A 19,027-nucleotide genomic window follows, 5' to 3' on the forward strand; every position below is an offset into this window, starting at 1 on the left:
AGAACAGCCCCGGCACAAAGCCGGGGCTGTTGGCTGAAGATCAAGCAATACTCAGAAACCAGTCCACGTTCCCACGGTCAGGCGGAAGCTGTTGCTGGCCGAGGCCACCGAACCATCCTGATGCGGAGAGAGGTTGGAATCGTACATGTGATAGCGGCCCTGAACGAAGAACACGCTGTTTTTTGACAGGCTGTATTTCCAGTCGCCGGCAATCTGCTGTACACCACTGTCACGCGACCCCGGATTGGCGCCACCGCTCACATCGGCATCCATAACCTGCTGATAAGACAACACCAGGCTGTTTTTGCCGAAGGTGTAGCCACCACCGATCAGCCACTGGTCGGCCTCGGTGCTGACACTACCCTCGGTGAGATCATTGTGACGCCACATGCCACGAAGGTTGAAATCACCGAATTTATAGCGGGCTGCCACGTAATACATCTCGGTCTTGTTGCCATCACCCTTCACATTGATGTAGTTGCCGGTGTCATTACCGATGGCAACCTGGGTATAGGCCCGGTTATTCAGCACCTGATAACCGGCATTGAGGTCAAAGCCATTCCAGCCGCCATGCAGGAAGAGATCCCAGCCATCGGCATTGGCGCCATCGGCGGCATAGCTGCCCAGAACGTACTGCGCGCTGAAGTCAACACCACTGAAAGATGGCGATGCGTAACGGATCGACCCGCCCATCCCTTCACCCTTGGCACCGGTCCATACCAGCAATGTGCCGCTGTCGGCCGTCATGTTGCCGGCACCACTCATGCCGATTGGCCAGTCCATGAACAGGTAGTTGTCGGTGAACTGGTTACCGAAACGCAGATTTCCCCAACCACCTTCGTAACCGATCCACGCTTCGCGTTCGCCCCAGCCGTTGTAACGCCAGTCAGTCTGTACTTTCTGTGCCAGCCGCCAGGACAGAATGTCTCCGTTATCCAGCTTGTCCTTGCCATCGACATTGATCATCAGGGCAATTTCTTCATAGAGCTGGGTACCGGAATCAGCGCCTTCGGCGCGATTGGTGCCGATCATCAGATCCATTTCGGCCGAACCGCTGATGGTAATTTCAGCCATGGCCGGAACGGCAAATGCGGCAGCCAGTGCGGATGCCATCAGAATGCGCTTGAACATGCTTTTCTCCTTTGCTTGCGATCTCGCGAGGCTGCAGGGCTCTGCGCCCGGGCAGCATTGCAACCATCAGAACTGCTATCTATAGCGATAGACCCACTTTCCGCCTTGCGCCACGCTGAAGTCAACAAACGGTTTTTCCTGTTGCCCAAATGCCGCAAAAAAAAGGCCCGCAGTCAATGCGGGCCAAATCGTGTCTAGGATACTACGTTACTACCACCGGGGAACCAGATCAGAAACCGGTCCAGGTACCCACGGTCAGGCGGAAGCTGTTGTCTTTGGAGGCAACAGCACCATCCATGCGCGGCGCAACCGCGGAGTCATACTTGTGGTAGCGCCCCTGAACGAAGAAGATCGAATTCTTCGACAGGCTGTAATTCCACACACCGGCAAACTGCTGCAAGCCGCTGTCACGATCACCCGGACGGGCGCCGCCACTCACATCGGCGTCCATCACCTGCTGGTAAGACAGATTGATGCTGTTCTTGCCGAAGCTGTAACCACCACCAATGAGCCACTGATCATATTCAAGGCTGATGCCGTTAGCCTCGTGCTTGTTGCCCTTCCAGAGGCCGCGAACGTTGAAATCGCCGAAGTTGTAGCGGGCACCGACAAAATACAGCTGGGTTTCAGCAGTATTGTTGGTGATATTGAAGGCAACCTGCGGCTCGTTGCCTACGGCATTTGCCCCCAGAGCGCGATTGTTCAGCAACTGATAACCGGCATTCAGGTTGAAGCCGCCCCAGGAGCCATTCAGGCCCAGGTCCCAGCCATCGGCGTTGGAGCCATCGGCGTTGTAGCTGCCAAGAATATACTGTGCGGTAAGGTTCAAACCGCTCAGTGACGGCGACGAGTAACGGATGGAACCGCCCATGCCCTGCCCGGTCCAGACGGCCAGCGCACCAAAATCGGAAGTCAGATTGCCGGAACCGTTGATGCCGTACGGCCAGTCGAGCGTCAGATAGGTATCGGTGAACTGGTTACCGAACCGCAGGTTACCCCAGCTGCCTTCATAACCGATCCAGGCTTCGCGACGCCCCCAGGAATCGTACTTGTAATCCGTAGCCACTTTCTGCGCCAGGCGCCAGGACAGGGTGTCACCATTATCCAGCTTGTCCTTGCCATCCACGTTCAGCACGATGGCAATTTCTTCATAAATCTGGGTGCCGGAACCGGACCCTTCCGCACGGTTGGTGCCCACCATCAAATCCATTTCGGCCGAACCACTGATGGTCACCTCGGCCATCGCCGGCGCAGCAAAGGCAAGAGCCAGGGCTACTGCCAGAACGCTTTGCTTGATCATTGCTTACTCTCCTGTCAAAAAAAGGGGCATCCTGATCGACACCGGCCCTGCAGGCTGCGATGTCTTCAGATGACAGGGCCAATGTATTACCCGGCTTACAACAGGGGAATTGCATGCCATGCATAGCCGCCATGCGTGGCATGCATATGCCATCCGGAAATGCGCAAAGCCGCGCCGGCATTGGCTTCCAATGGGGGGCAACCACTCGTGCAAAGCTGGCAGGCAACAAAAAACCCACAGCAAAGTGTGGGTTTTTTGTTGCAGTTGGCAAAAGCGCTGCTTAGAACGACGTCCAGGTACCGACGGTCAGACGGAAGCTGTTGTCGGCCGACGAGGATGCACCATCGAAGTGCTTGCTGGCTGCCGAATCGTACATGTGATAGCGGCCCTGCACGAAGGCAATGCTGTTCTTCGACAGGCTGTAGTTCCACTGACCGGCGATCTGCTGCACGCCGCTGTTGACGCTGGAAGTCGAACCATTCTGGGTGCGATCGCCATCCATGATTTCCTGGTAGCTCAGGTTGAGCGAGTTCTTGCCCCAGGAATAACCGCCACCCACCAGCCACTGCGCGGCCTCATCCTTGCTGGCACCACCGTTGTACTTCACCGAGTTGTTCTTGTACATGGCACGAACATTCCACGGACCACTCACGTAGCGACCACCGACATACCACAGTTCGGTTTCGTTACCGCTCGCACGGACGTTGTTGGTGTCAACCGGGTTGTCCATGAAGGAATCAGAAGTAAATGCGCGGTTGTTCAACAACTGGTAACCGGCGTTCAGGTGCAAGCCGCCCCAGTTGCCATTCAGCGTTGCATCCCAGCCATCCGCCAGCGAGCCGTCATTGCCGTAGGAACCCAGAATGTACTGGGCAGTGAAGTTCACACCACTCATGGTCGGCGATGCGTAGCGGATGGAACCGCCCATGCCCTGATCCTTGGCACCGGTCCAGGTCGCGAACGAGCCGGTATCAGCCATCAGATTGCCCGAACCGTTCACGCCATACGGCCAGTCCATCATCAGATAGGTATCGGTGAACTGGTTACCGAAGCGCAGGTCACCCCAAGCGCCTTCGTAACCGATCCACGCTTCGCGCTGACCAAAGCTGTCGTACTTCCAGTCGGTGGCCACTTTCTGGGCCAGACGCCACTTCAGGGTATCACCGTTGTCGAGCTTGTCACGGCCATCGACATTGATGGTGATCGCGATTTCTTCATACAGCTGGGTGCCATTTTCACCGGAGCCACCCTTGGCACGATTGGTTCCCAGCATCAGGTCCATTTCAGCGGAACCGCTGATGGTCACTTCGGCCATGGCCGGTACAGCAAAGGCAGCGGCAACCGCGCTGGCAATCAGAATGCGTTTGAACATCTTTTGTGTACTCCTGTTACATCGAAAAGGTGATGCATTGGAGCACGCAGCCCGCAGGCGCCTCGACGGAAAAGTACCACGGCATGCGAAACGCCAGATGTTGCAAAAAATACGCACCCGGCCAGCAATAATGACGACGGAATTGCTGCCACAAGCATGATCGGAAGCAAGATCAGTGACACAAGCGTAATGCGCAGATTAAATATCCATATAAATCAATTATATAAAACAGGATAAGTCAGCACCCAAAGCGATTCATATCGCCCGCAAGTGGCAAGGGTAATTTTCACGACCGGTTATGTGACAAATTCACAGATAGGACCATAGAGCAAAAACAAAGGGTATTACCTCAAAACCCTTTCAAGGAAAGGGCTTCAGGGCAATACCCTCGTTATAAGCAGGGGCAGCCATGCTGCCCCGGCCTGTCAGCGGCGCTCGCTGTGCAGCTGGCTCTCGTCAGCATCGTCGAACTGCATCTCCTGCAGACGCACGAAGCGGGTCTTGTGCTTCAGGCGGTAACCCCACCAGATGGCCAGGAAGAGCGGAATGCCGATGTAGATCGCCAGAATACCCACCCAGTCGATCTGGTCAGCCATGAAGGCCTGGTAGTTCTGCCCCAGCATCACGAACAGGCACAGTGCAAACGCGAAAAGCGGGCCGTAGGGGAAGAACTTCGAGCGGTACGGCAGCTCATCCAGGCTGTGCCCCTGCGCGATGAAGCCGCGGCGGAAGCGGTAATGGCTGATAGCAATGCCCAGCCAGGCGATGAAGCCCGTCATGCCGGACATGTTCAGCAGCCACAGGTAAATCGTCTGATCCTTGCCCAGTGCAGTCAGGAAACACAGCATGCCGACCGCCGTCGTGGCATAGAGCGCGTTGCGCGGCACGCCATTGGCCGAGAGCTTCGCAAAGATTTTCGGCGCGAGGCCACTGCTGGCCAGCGTGTAGAGCATCCGCGTCGAGGCATACATGCCGGAATTGCCCGCCGACAGGATGGCGGTAAGAATCACCGCGTTCATCAGCGCGGCGGCAAATGCCAGTCCTGCGTGCTCGAACACCAGCGTGAAGGGGCTGACGCCGATGTCCTCGATGCCGTTCTTCAGCAGCTTCGGGTCGGTGTACGGAATCAGCAGGCCAATCAGGAAAATCGCGATGACATAGAAAAGCAGAATCCGCCAGAACACCTGCTTGATCGCGCGAGGGATGGTCTTGTGCGGGTTTTCCGATTCGCCGGCGGCAACACCGATCAGCTCGGTGCCCTGGAAGGAGAAACCGGCCACCATCATTACGCCGATCATCGCCTGCAGGCCACCGACAAAGGGCGCCTCGCCGGTAGTGAGGTTATGCCAGCCAGCCCCCTCGCCGCCTTTCAGGATGCCGAAGATCATCGCCAGACCGGTAGCGATGAACACCAGCACGGTCACCACCTTGATCAGCGAACACCAGTATTCAGCCTCGCCGAAGCCCTTCACCGAGATGAAATTCAGCGCGAACATGACGGCGAGAAACGCCGCACTCCAGTAGATGCCCGGCACATCGGGCAGCCAGTAGGCCATGATGAGCTGCGCGGCCACCAGCTCCACCGCGATGGTCACTGCCCAGTTGTACCAGTAGTTCCAGCCCAGCGCGAAGCCGAAGGCCGGGTCGACGAATTTGGCGCCGTAGGTAGCAAACGAGCCGGATACCGGCATGTAGGCCGCCAGCTCGCCCAGGCTCGTCATCAGGAAATACACCATCAGCCCGATGATCATGTAGCCGAAAATCGCGCCGCCGGGACCGGCGTTCGCCACCGTGGCGCCAGAAGCGACAAATAGCCCCGTGCCGATCGAGCCGCCAATCGCAATCATCGTGAGGTGACGCGCCTTGAGGCTGCGCCGCAGGTGCGGCTGTTCCGCCGTCTCGCTGGTATTGGACATCATTCCTTCCCCGGGGCGGAAGCTGCAGGCAGGCCGCAATTCCGCCAGTTTTTATAAAGACTGCAATAGTGCCCGAGTATGGACGTTTGCGCCTTGCGGGATTTCCGCAAGGCGGCGGCAATGGAGTACGTAGAAACTCAGCCGGCGCGTACGTAATCGGCAAAGGTGTAGCGCGTGCCATCCGGCGCCGTCTGCACATCGCTGCGGCTGAGCAGCGGCCAATCGCTGCGCTCGAACGCCGGGAACAGCGTATCGCCCGCCGGTTCGGCGTCGACCTCGGTGAGATAGAGCAGATCGGCCTGCGGCAGAGCCAGCGCGTAGATTTCGCCGCCGCCGATCACGAAGGCCAGCTCCGATCTAGCGCAGGCCTGCAGGGCCTCCGCCAGCGAAGCAAACACTTCGGCCCCCTCGGCCTGCCAGGCCGGATTGCGGGTGATGACAAGATGCCGCCGTCCCGGCAAACGCCCGGGCAGGGATTCGAAGGTCTTGCGCCCCATGATCATCGGCGAACCCATGGTCAGCGCCTTGAAGCGCTGCAGATCCCCCGGCAGGCGAAAAGGCAAACGGTTTTCGATGCCAATGACGCGATTACGGGCAACGGCAGCGATCAGGGCGAGTTTCATCGGGGCTCCGGATTAATTGGAAAGACACGCAGCCGGCAGTTTACCTGCTGCCAGCCGCCGGTGGCAGACCCACCTGCCGGTACCAATTGTCGGGCAGGACTTAAAAACATCAAAAAATGAGGGGGATAGCGCCAAACTTGGCTTGAACAGACGCCTCCCTCGGCATACCATACTCCGCATGGGTATATCCGCCACCACCTCTTCCAGCAGTGCGACGCTCACCATCCCGGTTACGGGGATGAGCTGTGCCGCCTGCGCGACGCGCCTGGAGAAGGTACTCAACCGCCTGGAAGGCATCAGCGCCGAAGTCAGCTTTGCCAGTGAATCAGCCAAACTCCACCTCGCCAGCCCCGACCGGCTGGGTGCGGCACTGGCTGCAGTCGGAAAGGCTGGCTTTTCTGTTCCGATGACGACGCTGGAATTGCAGGTCGAGGGTATCACCTGCGCGGCCTGCGTCGCGCGCATCGAAAAAGTGCTGCACCGCCAGCCCGGCGTCACCGCGGTGGTGAATATTGCGACCAATGTCGCCACCCTTACCTTCCCCGCCGGTGCATTCGACGAGCACGCCGCAATTCAGAGCATTCAAAAGGCAGGGTATACAGCCACAACCATCCAAAACAAAAGCCTTCAAGACAATACCAGCAAAGGTAAACAGGAATGGCTGCTACTGGCGCTGGCGATTGCCTGCTCGCTGCCACTGCTGCTGGAAATGGCGGCAATGTTCAGCGGCCAGCCGCATTTCCTGCCGCGCGGGCTGCAGCTGGCGCTGGCCAGCATCGTGCAGTTCGTCGCCGGCTGGCGTTTCTACCGTGGCGCCTGGCACGCACTGAAAAGCGGTGGTGCAAACATGGACGTGCTGGTCGCGCTCGGCACCAGCGTGGCCTGGGGCCTGAGTGCGGTCGTCACGCTGGCCGGTCGCCACGATCTTCCGGTGTATTTCGAGGCCAGCGCAGCGGTGATCACGCTGGTGCTGCTGGGCAAGCTGCTGGAGACCCGCGCCAAGCGCAAGACCGCTGGGGCCATGGGTGAGCTGCTCGCCTTGCAGCCGCGTACCGCACGCCGCGAAGAAAACGGTAGCGTCAGTGAAATCAGCATCAATCTGCTGCGTGCGGGCGACACCATCATCGTGCGCCACGGCGAGCAGGTTGCGGTCGATGGTACCGTCATTGATGGCAATGCCGCTCTCGACGAAGCGCTGCTGACCGGCGAAGCACTGCCGGTGAGCAAAAGCGCTGGCAACCGCGTCTTTGCCGGCACGCGCAATGTCGAAGGCATGCTGCGCGTGCGCGCGGAAGGCATCGGCAGCAGCACGCAGCTCGCCGAAATGCTGCGGCTGGTGCAAAGCGCACAGAATTCCAAAGCCCCGATCCAGGCGCTGGCCGACCGCATTTCTGCGGTGTTTGTGCCGGTAGTACTCGGCATCGCGCTCGTTACCCTGCTTGCTACCGGCCTGCTGACCGGGCAGTGGCTTGCCGCCACGCTCAACGCAGTGTCTGTTCTCGTGATCGCCTGCCCCTGCGCACTGGGGCTCGCCACGCCGACCGCCGTGATGGTCGGCATGGGCGCCGGCGCGCGCCACGGCCTGCTGTTCCGCAACGCCACCGCGCTGGAGCACGCCGCTCGGCTCGACACGCTGGTGCTGGACAAGACCGGCACGCTGACCACCGGCCAGCCGCGGCTGGAAGCGCTGCAGCCGCTGGGAACTCTGGGCACCGATGAGCTCCTGCAATGGGCCGCCAGCGCCGAGGCTGGCTCCGAGCACCCGCTCGCGCACGCCCTGCTGGCCGCGTTGCAGGAACGCGGCCTGCCGCTATTGCCTGCGGAAAACCTGCAGGCCAGCCCCGGTCACGGCATCGAGGCCGTGATCGCCGGCAAGCGCATCCGTATCGGCCGCACGGGCAGGCTGGGCGAGCTGCCGGCGGAAGCACAGACCTGGGCCGACATGGCGGCAAGCCGTGGCTGTACAGTCATCGGCATGCAGGTCGATGCGGTGGCTGCCGCACTCTTTGCGCTGCGCGACACGCCGCGCGCCAGCAGCACAGCAGCCATTGCCGCACTCGATTCGCAAGGCATTCATGTGGTGATGCTAACCGGCGACGCCCCCGCCACCGCCCTTGCGCTCGCCAGCGAGCTGGGCATATCAGAGGTGCGCGCCGGCGTGCTACCGGCCGGCAAGGCCGACGTCATCCGGGGCCTGCAGCAACAAGGTCGCAAGGTCGGCATGGTCGGCGATGGCGTGAACGACGCGCCGGCGCTGGCCGCCGCCGATGTCAGCTTTGCCATGCGCAGCGGCGCCGATGCCGCACTGGAAACCGCCGACGTGACGCTGATGCACAATGACCCGGCACACCTGATCGACGCACTGTCGCTTTCGAAGGCGACGCTCGCCAAAATCCGCCAGAACCTGTTTTTCGCCTTTTTCTACAATGTGCTCGGCATCCCGCTCGCCGCACTGGGCTACCTCAGCCCCGTGCTCGCCGGCGCTGCGATGGCGCTGAGCTCGGTTTCGGTTGTCAGCAATGCACTGCTATTGCGCCGCTGGCAACCAGCCTCATCCCCTTCGCCATCCACCAAGGAGAAAGAAGATGGACACCCTGAACCTCAAGATTGAGGGAATGAGCTGTGGCGGCTGTACCGCATCGGTCAGCCGCGCTGTGAGTGCACTGACAGGCGTCACCGGGGTCGATGTGACCCTGCAGCCCGGCGGTGCAAGTGTTTCATACGACCCGGCCGTCGTTTCGGCCGACACCATCATCAACACCATCGAGGAAGCTGGCTATGACGTCATCCGCTAAAACCAACCGCGCCAACAAGGACGCCCTGATCAAGCGCATCAACCGCATCAACGGCCAGGTCTCTGCCGTCGGCCGCATGATCGACGAAGACCGTTATTCGATCGACATCCTGCATCAGGTTACTGCCGCCCGCAACGCACTGGATGCCCTGTCGCTGCAACTGCTGGAAGAGCACGCCCGCCTGTCGGTCGAAGCCGCCATCGGCAGCAAGAAGAGCGATGCCGCAGTTGAAGAAGTGCTGAAGGTCGTGCGCCAACTGGTGAAGTAATGCTGCCCCGCCAGCCCAACAAAAAACCGCCATTCTGAACGGCGGTTTTTTGTTGCTGCAGTGTGCATACTGGCTGCGCTGCTTACACGAAAGCTCCAGCCATATCCAGACGACGTGGCCTGACTAACTGGCCTGCCAGCGCGGCAATCGCACTGTCACGGAAGTAGTGTTCTGTGCGTCATCCACGCTGAACGCAATGTGTCCGTTCTGGGCCTCGGTCAGCAGTTTGGCTGAATACGTGCCAAGACCGGTACCAGAAGGTTTGCCATGGGAAACAAACTTGTCGAAAAATCGGTTGCGAATTTCCAGAGGCACTGCACCGGGATTCGTAATTGCGACCTGCAGTGATTCTTCCTCACTCAGCATGATCACGATACGTCCTTTGTCCGGAGCAGCTTCGCAGGCATTCTTGACCAGATTCTGGAAGATGGAATAACAGAGCAGACGATCGCCAGACGCGGCGGGCAGCCTTTCATTCAAAGGTACATCGGTGTCAAACACAATGCTCAGGCGCTTGCCCTCGTATGTTGCCCGAGCGAGCTCGACTACGCTGCCGAGCACCTCCTGCAGATCCACTGCACAGGGATTCAAGACAAATGAGTCGTGCTCGATCTTGAATATTTCGGAGCTGAGATTGACCATGTCAATCACCTGCATGGCCGTGTTTTCCACCAGCTTGAGTTGCGCGATCTGCCTGGCATTGAATGCCCCGTCTTTCTGCAAGCCATGCAGCAGCCCAATGATGCCCGCCAGTGGCCCCTTGATGTCATGCCGGGTCATATGCTCCACATCTTCCTTGATCCGCTCCATCTCCAGCATCAGGTCAAAATCGGCCTGAAGTTGCTTGTGCAGCTCGACATAGCGCAGGAAGTTGCGGACCCGCAAGGTGAGCTGCTCTGGCTCAATCGGCTTGGTCACATAATCAACTGCCCCTAGCGTCATGCCTTTCTGGCGCGATTCGGGCTGATCCATTGCGGTGACAAAGATGATCGGGGTCATTTCCGAATTTGGATGTTCACGCATGCGGCGAGCGACTTCGAAACCATCCATCTCCGGCATCATGACATCAAGCAGAACCAGATCCGGAGGTGTATCGGAGTGGCAGATTTCCAGCGCCTTCAGTCCGGTCTGGGCAACCCGGACGCGATAATCGGCCTTGAAAAGCCGGGCCAGTAGTTGCAGGTTATCCGGCAAATCGTCAACGATCAGGATGACTGGCTTGTCAGCCTTGCGCCCACCCAGCATCGCAACAGCGGCAGCAGATGTCTCAAAGGTGCCTTTGTCGCTTGCCTTGACGACCGGAAACACGGACTCGGGTGTACGCTTGCGGGCTTTCCAGTCAAGTGCTTTCTCGATGCTGCCCGAGAGCCTCTCCGGCGTGTACGGCTTGACAAGCAAATCACTCACCCCGGCCATGATCGCTTCGCGCACCCGACCGCGCTCGGCCTCGGCGGTAATCATGATGAAGGGCATGTTCCAGTAGCGTTCGCTCGTTCGCAAGAGTTTGAGCAACTCCAGGCCGTTCATGACGGGCATATTCCAGTCGGACAGCACCATGTCAACCTGCTGGTTCTCTATGATGCGCAGGGCTTCGCCGCCGTTTGCGGCAAACACCACCTTGCCCAGGCCCAGCATGCGCAACTGGGTCGCGGTCACCTTGCGCATCGGCTCGAAGTCATCAACAACCAGAATGACCATTTCCCGGTCAAGTATCATGTTTCACCCCCAGCCCCCAGGATTCCGCTTTCTGGGCGATGTCGGCTTCGGAATCTTCATGGCACCTTGCAATCTTCTTGAACTGTTCCTGAATGCCCAGAAAAGCATCAACAATATCGGGATCGAAATGACTGCCACGCCCGGCGCTGATGATGGCCACGGCCTGTTCGTGCGGCATCGGCGGTTTGTAAACGCGGCGGCTGATCAGGGCATCGTAGACATCGGCCAGCGCCATCAGGCGAGCACTGAGCGGAATTGCCTCACCAGTCAGCCCCTCCGGGTAACCGCTGCCATCCCATTTTTCCTGGTGATAGAGCGCGACTTCCTTGGCCACGGTAAAAAAAGGAATCTGGAGGCCGATCTGTTGCTCGGCTCGTAGCAAAGCTTCATAGCCAATCGTCGTGTGCGTTTTCATTACTTCGAACTCTGCAGCGCTCAACTTTCCCGGTTTGAGCAGGATGCGGTCAGGAATGCCGATTTTGCCGATGTCATGCAAAGGCACCGATTTGTAGAGCCGCATGATCGCCATTTCATCCAGCCCATCGGCAAAACGCGGATGCGAACGCAAGGCCTCGGCCAGTGCTTTCACATATTCCTGGGTACGGACAATATGGTTGCCGGTTTCCAAGTCACGTGCCTCGGCCAGCGAAGCCATCGTCACAATGATGCCTTCCTGGATCTTCAGCACATCCTCGGTACGCCGGGCAACTTCTTGTTCCAGGCCGGCATTCTGCTCGCGCAGTGCATCTACGGCCTGCTTGAGCGCCAGCTGGGTGGCGATTCGCGCCAGCAGCACAGGAGCGCTGAAAGGTTTGTGCAGATAATCCACGGCACCGGCAGCAAAACCGGTCGTTTCCGCCTCTTCATCATGTTGCCCGGTCAGAAACAGCACCGGAATGTCACGTGTTTCGCGTTTTGCCTTCAGTGCGCGACAGACCGCATAACCATCCATTCCGGGCATCACCACATCGAGCAGGATCAGCGCCGGGGGCGGCTCGGCGACGGCGATCTGCAAGGCCCGCTCGCCCGTACTGGCCACCTTGATGCGGTAGCGGTCTTTCAGCAGGGCATGCAGATGGGCGAGTCCGTCGGGGCTGTCATCCACCAGCAACAGCAGGGGCTTGTCCGGGTACTCAGTCCTGTTCATCGAGATCATCTCCGGAAAAATCGGCCATACCGCTGCGCAATGCCCGCAATGCGCGGACAAAGTCGAAACTGCGGATTGCGGCACTGATTTCAGGATAGGCCGCCGGCAAGGCCGCATCCAGCAAGGGGGCAATCTCATCGAACAGATCGCAGGCATCGGCGTCATCGGCTGCCAGCAAGGCCTCGAGTTCGGCAGAGAGCAAACGGATCCGGTCCGGGTCGACCGTCCTGGCCGGTGCCGTCGTTTCGACAGGCAGCGCGGCCTGCAAGGCTGGCAGCACCTGTGCGAGTTCATCGGCCAGCTCCGCGAGCTGGGGCGATACATCAATGCTCTCCACATCCCCCCCAAGCATTCGCTCCAGTTCGGCTGCTGCAGCCTGGATGCGACCGGCCCCGATTGTCCCGGCACTCCCTTTCAGGGTGTGCGCCATGCGGCATGCCGTTTCCCGCTCGCCGGCCGCCAATGCCGCTTGCAGCTCGTTCATGATCGATGTTTGACCAGCGAGGAACATTCTCAGCAAACGGGTATAAATGGCCGCATCGCCGAGAACGCGGCGCAGGCCGGCTTGCTGATCAAGCCCGTCGATGGGCGCAAGCGGCTGTGCGACCGGCGTGCCGTTGCCGTCGGCCACACTTCCACCGGCCGGGGCCACGAGCCACTTTGCCAGCATCGCATGCAGTGCTTCTGGCTCGAAGGGTTTGGCCAGGTGATCGTTCATGCCGGCAGCAAGACAGCGCTCGCGATCCTGACTCATGGCATTCGCCGTCATGGCGATAATGGGCAATTGCGCACTGGCGGCTTCGCTGCGTATCATCCGCGTCGCCGCCAGCCCATCCATGACCGGCATCTGCATATCCATCAGAATCAGGTCATACCGTCGGCTACGGACCAGCTCGACAGCAAGGGCTCCATTGCCCGCCACCTCGACCTGAACACCGGCGGCGCGCAACAGTTCGCTCGCCACCTGCTGATTCAGCTCGTTATCCTCGACAAGCAAGACACGCCGCCCGGCCAAAGCAGCACCGAAGGCCGGCATGTCTGGCTCTTTCGGTTCGACCGGCGCCGCTTCCACCACGCAGCCACCCAGCCTGGCTGTGAACCAGAAGGTACTGCCACGGCCCGGTGAACTCTCGACGCCCACTTCGCCCCCCATCAGTCCGGCCAGCATCTTGGCAATCGCCAGGCCAAGGCCGGTACCGCCGTGCTTGCGGGTGATCGATGCATCGGCCTGCGCGAATGATTCGAACAGGCGCGCGCATTGCGCCTCGGTCAGCCCGATGCCGGTATCGATGACGGCAAAGTGCAGCATGATTTCGTCGCCTCGCCTCTCCAGCAGGCGGATGAGCACCCTGATTTCGCCCTTCTCGGTAAATTTCACTGCATTGCTGACGTAGTTCAGCAAAATCTGGCTCAGCCGGACCGGGTCACCCAGCAAACGGAGCGGAACTGCCTCGTCGACATCAAACGATAGCATCAGCCCTTTGGCGGCGGCCCGTTCGCCCTGTTGCGAGGCCACCAGCTCCAGCACGCTGGTCAGCGAAAATGGCAGGTGCTCGATATCCAGCTTGCCTGCCTCGATTTTTGAAAAATCAAGAATGTCATTGATGATGCCCAGCAGATGCCGGGCCGACAGCTGGATCTTGTCCATGTAATCACGCTGCTGCGGTGTCAGCTCGGTGGCCTGTGCCAGATGGGACATGCCGATGATGGCATTCATCGGCGTGCGGATTTCGTGGCTCATATTGGCAAGGAAATCGCTTTTGGCGCGGGTTGCATCCTCGGCGACCTGCTTGGCTGCCGCCAGCTCGTTGGTGCGGGCATCGACCAGATCCTGCAGATGATCCTGGTATTCCAGTACCGCGTTGCGCGCCTCTTCCGCATCTTCGGCCAGACTGATCGCGGCCAGGCGTTCGCGCTGCACGGCGGCAGTCTGCTCGCGCAGGTAGAGCTCGGCCTGCTGGCTGCGCCACTGTTCCAGTGCGAACGACGCAATCAGCCGGGCAAAGCGCACGAGAAATCCGAGCACGAACTGCAGTCGCGGCTCATCAAGCAGGGGCAGATTTTCAGCCAGCAGCAACTCCGGTCCTGCCGCACTGTCGGCATCCTCCGCATGACGCAGCCGGAACGGCCCCAGATGCAGCGTGGCGATCACTTCCCCCGCCAGATCAATGGGCGCACTGCAGGAAACCACGCCATGCTGTCCGCGCCGCAAAGTATAGGACTGGTCGTCCAGCAAGCCGGCCTCGCTGCCGGCGGCGTGCTGTTCTTCGTCCATGAACGTGACCGCTCTCTGCAACTCGGCAAACCAGCCGGTCGCAGCCAGCTCGCGCCCCGTGCGATCCAGCAAGGCCGCACTGATGCCGACTGCCTCGCAGAATGCGGTAAAGAGACGCTGAACGGCCGGCTCGGCAAGCAGGGCCTCGAATGCGGTACCAGACACACGGGCCGGCTGCGGCACTTTGCCCTGCAGTTCCGGTTCATCGGCCGAGGCATCCACTTCGTACGGCGAGGAATAGGGCTCTGCCCGGTTCAGTTCACTTGCCAGCTGATTGACCTGGCGCTTCAGCTCGACAATGCGGTTTTCGCGTCCGAGTGCCAGCCGGTTGAAGCGCTCGATATGATCGATGGTCTTGCGATCCGAAACGTCGACGAAGGTGCCGATGATGCCGCCGGGCGAGCCATCCGCCTTGCGAAAACCCGAGGCGTAATACAGCGTGTCATGCAGAACGCCATCGACAAACGGCATCCTGGCTTCGCGCTGCATTGCCTCACCACTGGCAATCAGCGCAAGCGACTCCTGCTGGTAGACGAGACGGTCGGCCGGCGGCAAATGCTCCAGATCGAGCACCGTCTTGCCAATCAGTTCGGTACGTCGTACTCCGAATGTTTCTTCATAGGCACGATTGAAGCCGAGAAAACGTGCATCCGCGCCCTTGTAGAACACCGGGTAGGGAATGGCATCGATCAGCGCCTGCAGGAAGGCCGTATGATCCCGCTCGGCCTGCTCGGCAGCCTTGCGTTGCGTTATATCGCGCACGGCTGCGCAGACATAAAACCCCTGGCCATTGCGCCCGGGCAGGCGTGACAGGCTGACATCAACCGGGAACTCGGTACCATCCTTGCGAGCACCCATAAGATCAGGGGTATATTTCCCCATCGCTTTTCCGTGAATGGCTTCAGAAGCATACCCATCACGGTAGTTGACATGACGCTCTCTGGCTGCCGCGGGAACCAGTTGCTCGATCGCCGCGCCCAGCAGTTCCCCCTCGGCATAGCCGAACATGCTCGCCAGCTGTGCATTCCCCAGCACGATACGTCCGCTGCCATCGACCACCAGCATGCCGTCAGGCGCGGATTCGATGATGCTGCGAAACCAGGCTTCGGTTTCCTGCAAGGCGGCATTCAGATCACTGAGCTTGTCCTGGCGGGCCTGCAATTCGGCTTGCGACAGCACCAGCGCTTCAGCCTGCTCGCGAGTGCGGTCCAGCAGCTGCATGGTATATTCGGCACGCAGCAACAGCCCCAGCCTTGGCACGATCAGCAGGGCCAGCGCTTCCAGCAGCTGGTTCTGCCATTCATCCAGTTCACCGAATGCGGCAAGCTCCAGTACCGCTCCCCGGCCATCGGCCAATCGCATTGGTAACTGCAGCAGGACCAGGGCATCATGCTCACCAATTCCCGAACGTACAGGCAGATAAGCTGGCGGCACGTCGTGAATCAGATTGGTACGCCCATCTGCCAGCACCTGGCTGAGCAGGCCACCGGCAGGAACCCAGGCACTCCCGGTATCGGCATCCAGCCCGTAAGCGGCAATGCGGCGCAAGCCCGCCCCGTTTTCATCCTCAAGGAAAAAGCCACCGACCACAAAACGCAGCAAGGGCTGAGTCTGCACCAGTACCGCTTGCGTGAAACTGCCAACCGTATTTTCCGTCTGCAGCGTCGCAGCCAGATCAATGAGATTTTGCCGTACCCAGCGCTGGTGTTCGATTTCGACACTTTTCTGCCGGTACGCTTCCAGCGCGCGAGCCAGTTCGCCCACTTCATTGCGTTCTTCCTGACCGGTAAAACTGACTGCAAGATCACCGGAATGCAGGCGCTCGGCCTGGCCAACCAGTGCCAGCAGCGGCTTGACCACCCGGCGCCGGTAGTAGAGCAGCAGGATGCCCAGAATGACGGCCACATCCACCAGCAAGGCGGTCATGGCGATATTCCCGGCCACAGTGGCGCGATGTTGCTGCGTTTTCACATCGCGATCCAGCTGCAGGCGAATCTTGTTCATCGCGTCGCGTAACGGGCCGTCAATCGCCATCCTGGCCTGCAGGTAGTCGGGCCCGTACACGATGCGCAGGGCTTCGCTGCGATCTCCTCGCGCCACGGCATCGATAGCGCGGTTTTCCAGCAGAACCAGCGCCGATGAGGTCAGTCCGGCTTCATCCAGCAAACCGCTGATTTCCAGCGACAAACCAAGCTCGTGCAGCCGTGCAAGTGCGTGATCCCGCGAACGATTGACATCGAGTTCATGCCGGAATGCGTTCAGGTAGGTGGCCTCACCGGTGGCCGCATACGCCCGCACATTGCTGGTCAGTGCATTGCTGCCCTGGGCAAGCTGGATGATGGCCTCCTGGGCTGCCAGTGCCCGCGCACTACCGCTCCGTGCCAGTTCACCCTGCTCGCGCGCATACAGATACGCGCCAATGCTGATGCTGGCAAACAGCAGCTCAAGCACGATGATCAGGACATTGGCGTAGCGGATACGCATCGATTTTCTCGCAAGCCCGCAAGCGGGCGATCAATGACTAGAAGATAACGGTGAGCGGGATGCCCAAAAACCGGGTTCTATTACCTGCTTCAGACAGCGGGCGAAGCCCGGCGCTAATGCATGCTGCTGACAGGCCGTTTTCCAGCAGCCTGATACAACGCTTCCTGCGGGCATGCCGGCCTGCATCGCTAGCCAGGCTTAACCTTGACACTCCCGCACAGTGTTCCGCATTGCGCGAAAACGGCTCACTCACGCACTTCCGCCTCGGTACCAGCCAGGTCTTCGGCTGGCGGCGCAGCCCGGGGGCCATGCACGAGAACACAGTTGCGTCCGGCCTGTTTGGCCTGGTATAGCGCCTCGTCGGCACGGTTCAGTGCGGCTTCGACGTTTTTTTCCGCCGCTGCAACTTCAGTCACGCCAATGCTGACGGTAAAGCGGATTTCATCACCGTCATAGTAGACCACCAGTGCCTCGATATCGGCGCGGATGCGCTCGGCCACCTGCATGGCGCCAGCCAGCGGCGTCTGCGGCAACACCACGATGAATTCTTCTCCGCCAAAACGGGCCGGCAGATCGCACTCGCGCAGCGCCGCCCGCAGGACTTCGGCAGTACGGATCAGTACCTGGTCGCCGCCGTCATGACCCCAGCGATCATTGATGGACTTGAAGTGGTCAAGATCAAGCGCAAGCACCGTCAGCGGCTGCACATAGCGGCGTGATTGCCCGCAGATATTCTTCACCCATTCGGAAAAATGCCGCCGGTTGGCAAGCCCGGTCAGCGGGTCGTGCCTGGACTCGTGCGCCAATTGCTCACGCTGCTCCTGGTTGCGCTGCATGATGTTGACCAATTGCCACTGCAGGGCCGCAAGCAGCAGGAAAATGGCTGCACTGATTGCAATCTGCCAGTACCACCCTCGCAGAAACTCATGCTTGCCCAGGCCGACCTCCAGGATCCACTGTCCGTTCAGTGCCGGGGTAAGCACCACCAGTCGCTCGATGCCATCCACCGGAGAAACATGGTATTTGAGTTCACTGTTCGATCCGGTCGGATCATATGCCTGGACTGGCAAGGCCACGCCAAGGGGAGCGGCCTTGCCGCCCAGCTTCAGATCGGAACGGTACAGCAGTTTCCGGCTCGCTGTGTCATAGAGCGACACCAGCCCATCATCGCCCAGGTCAAAGCCCCGCGCCTCCGCTTGGCGCCATACCGCATGCAAACTGCGGTTGCTGAGGATGCCTATCGCCACGCCAAGCCATTCGCCCCGCTCGCTGCGAATGCTGCGGGCAATCACGAGCCCACCGCCCTCAAGCTGCCTGCCAGAGCGGAAAACAAACGCAATGTCCTCATCCTTTCCCTGCTCGAGCATCGCCCTGAAGCGCGGCAGAGTCTGCAGGGAGCCCGCCCTGAACGCTTCAACCCCCAGCAATTGTTCGAGGGATACATTGCTGGCCGTACCAACAATGGTCCCGGAAATGTTTGCTACGACCACCGCATCCAGCCAGTCACTCTGCACGGCCTGCTCAAGCCGCTGTTCGCCGGCACTGTTGACCAGCATGGCCTCACCTGCTTCGTATGCACGATTACTGATGAGCTGACTGGCATAGTCGATCGTCTGAACCTGGAGCGCTGCCGTATTGAGCAAGGTCTGCCCGACATTCGCTTCAATGCGCCGGTGAGGTTAACCGCGAATTTCGGATACCAAGCGTAGCCAGATAAACTGGCATACGGAGGTATCGATGTACAAAATCCCGAAGCAGAGCTTCACCACCGAGTTCAAGCAAGAGGCGGTCCGCCTGGTCGAAGCCGAAGGCAAATCCCCCGCCCAGGTCGCCCGCGACCTGGGCATTTCCGAGCAGACACTCAGCAACTGGCGCAAAGCCAGCAAGGCGGGAAAACTGGCCGCCGGAACTGGCAAGGCCATCACGCCCGAGCAGATGGAGTTATCCCAGCTGCGCGCGGAGAACGCCCGACTGAAGATGGAGCTCGAAATCCTGGAAAA

At 59.9% G+C, this 19,027-nt stretch carries 13 protein-coding genes; 4 read left to right on the forward strand and 9 right to left on the reverse strand.

Annotation, left to right across the window (positions count from 1 at the left end; translation table 11 throughout):
* Positions 1 to 51: 51 nt before the first annotated feature.
* The 5 genes from H559_RS0102680 to H559_RS0102700 all read right to left on the reverse strand — a co-directional run bounded on the left by H559_RS0102680 (position 52) and on the right by H559_RS0102700 (position 6,342).
* Positions 52 to 1,131, reverse strand: a complete 1,080-nt coding sequence (locus H559_RS0102680; protein WP_028451422.1) for a porin — start codon at positions 1,129 to 1,131, stop codon at positions 52 to 54.
* 229 nt (positions 1,132 to 1,360) lie between these two features.
* Positions 1,361 to 2,431 carry a porin gene (locus H559_RS0102685; protein ID WP_028451423.1) on the reverse strand — a complete coding sequence of 357 codons (1,071 nt, stop codon included), beginning with the start codon at positions 2,429 to 2,431 and terminating at the stop codon, positions 1,361 to 1,363.
* Positions 2,432 to 2,711: 280 nt separating this feature from the next.
* Complete coding sequence (locus H559_RS0102690; protein WP_028451424.1) at positions 2,712 to 3,803, reverse strand: porin; 1,092 nt, start codon at positions 3,801 to 3,803, stop codon at positions 2,712 to 2,714.
* Positions 3,804 to 4,228: 425 nt separating this feature from the next.
* On the reverse strand, positions 4,229 to 5,722 hold the full coding sequence (locus H559_RS0102695) for an amino acid permease (RefSeq protein ID WP_028451425.1): 1,494 nt from the start codon (positions 5,720 to 5,722) through the stop codon (positions 4,229 to 4,231).
* Positions 5,723 to 5,856: 134 nt separating this feature from the next.
* Positions 5,857 to 6,342, reverse strand: a complete 486-nt coding sequence (locus H559_RS0102700) for a dihydrofolate reductase (RefSeq protein WP_028451426.1) — start codon at positions 6,340 to 6,342, stop codon at positions 5,857 to 5,859.
* 178 nt (positions 6,343 to 6,520) lie between these two features.
* On the opposite strand from H559_RS0102700, the gene H559_RS18510 reads away from it, so the two are divergent.
* From H559_RS18510 to H559_RS0102715, 3 genes are read left to right on the forward strand one after another with little or no spacing between them, the layout of a single operon-like run.
* Entirely contained in the window at positions 6,521 to 8,953 is a 2,433-nt protein-coding gene (locus tag H559_RS18510; RefSeq protein ID WP_081412829.1) for a heavy metal translocating P-type ATPase, read from the forward strand.
* The gene (locus tag H559_RS0102710; protein WP_028451427.1) at positions 8,928 to 9,137 is read left to right on the forward strand and encodes a heavy-metal-associated domain-containing protein; all 210 of its coding nucleotides are present in this window, start codon (positions 8,928 to 8,930) and stop codon (positions 9,135 to 9,137) included. The genes H559_RS18510 and H559_RS0102710 overlap by 26 nt, the downstream gene beginning before the upstream one ends.
* On the forward strand, positions 9,121 to 9,405 hold the full coding sequence (locus H559_RS0102715; protein WP_034639343.1) for a metal-sensitive transcriptional regulator: 285 nt from the start codon (positions 9,121 to 9,123) through the stop codon (positions 9,403 to 9,405). The genes H559_RS0102710 and H559_RS0102715 overlap by 17 nt, the downstream gene beginning before the upstream one ends.
* Before the next feature lie 123 nt (positions 9,406 to 9,528).
* Here H559_RS0102715 and H559_RS0102720 read toward each other — a convergent pair whose 3' ends face one another.
* The 4 genes from H559_RS0102720 to H559_RS21270 form a co-directional block, all read right to left on the reverse strand.
* Positions 9,529 to 11,121, reverse strand: a complete 1,593-nt coding sequence (locus tag H559_RS0102720) for an ATP-binding response regulator (RefSeq protein ID WP_028451429.1) — start codon at positions 11,119 to 11,121, stop codon at positions 9,529 to 9,531.
* Positions 11,111 to 12,268 (reverse strand): HD-GYP domain-containing protein, encoded by a 1,158-nt coding sequence (locus tag H559_RS0102725; RefSeq protein WP_028451430.1) that lies wholly within the window; start codon positions 12,266 to 12,268, stop codon positions 11,111 to 11,113. Before H559_RS0102725 ends, H559_RS0102720 begins: the two co-directional genes overlap by 11 nt.
* Positions 12,255 to 17,027, reverse strand: coding sequence for a PAS domain S-box protein (locus H559_RS21265; protein WP_051278835.1), 4,773 nt, complete (start codon positions 17,025 to 17,027; stop codon positions 12,255 to 12,257). The genes H559_RS0102725 and H559_RS21265 overlap by 14 nt, the downstream gene beginning before the upstream one ends.
* Before the next feature lie 245 nt (positions 17,028 to 17,272).
* Positions 17,273 to 18,583, reverse strand: a complete 1,311-nt coding sequence (locus tag H559_RS21270; RefSeq protein ID WP_155845260.1) for a sensor domain-containing diguanylate cyclase — start codon at positions 18,581 to 18,583, stop codon at positions 17,273 to 17,275.
* A 181-nt stretch (positions 18,584 to 18,764) separates the two neighbouring features.
* Here H559_RS21270 and H559_RS0102740 point away from each other — a divergent pair.
* Positions 18,765 to 19,027: transposase (locus H559_RS0102740; protein ID WP_028451431.1), on the forward strand; the 263-nt coding region annotated here is incomplete at its 3' end.

The sequence above is a fragment of the Chitinilyticum aquatile DSM 21506 genome (genome assembly GCF_000430805.1).
Classification (GTDB): domain Bacteria; phylum Pseudomonadota; class Gammaproteobacteria; order Burkholderiales; family Chitinibacteraceae; genus Chitinilyticum; species Chitinilyticum aquatile.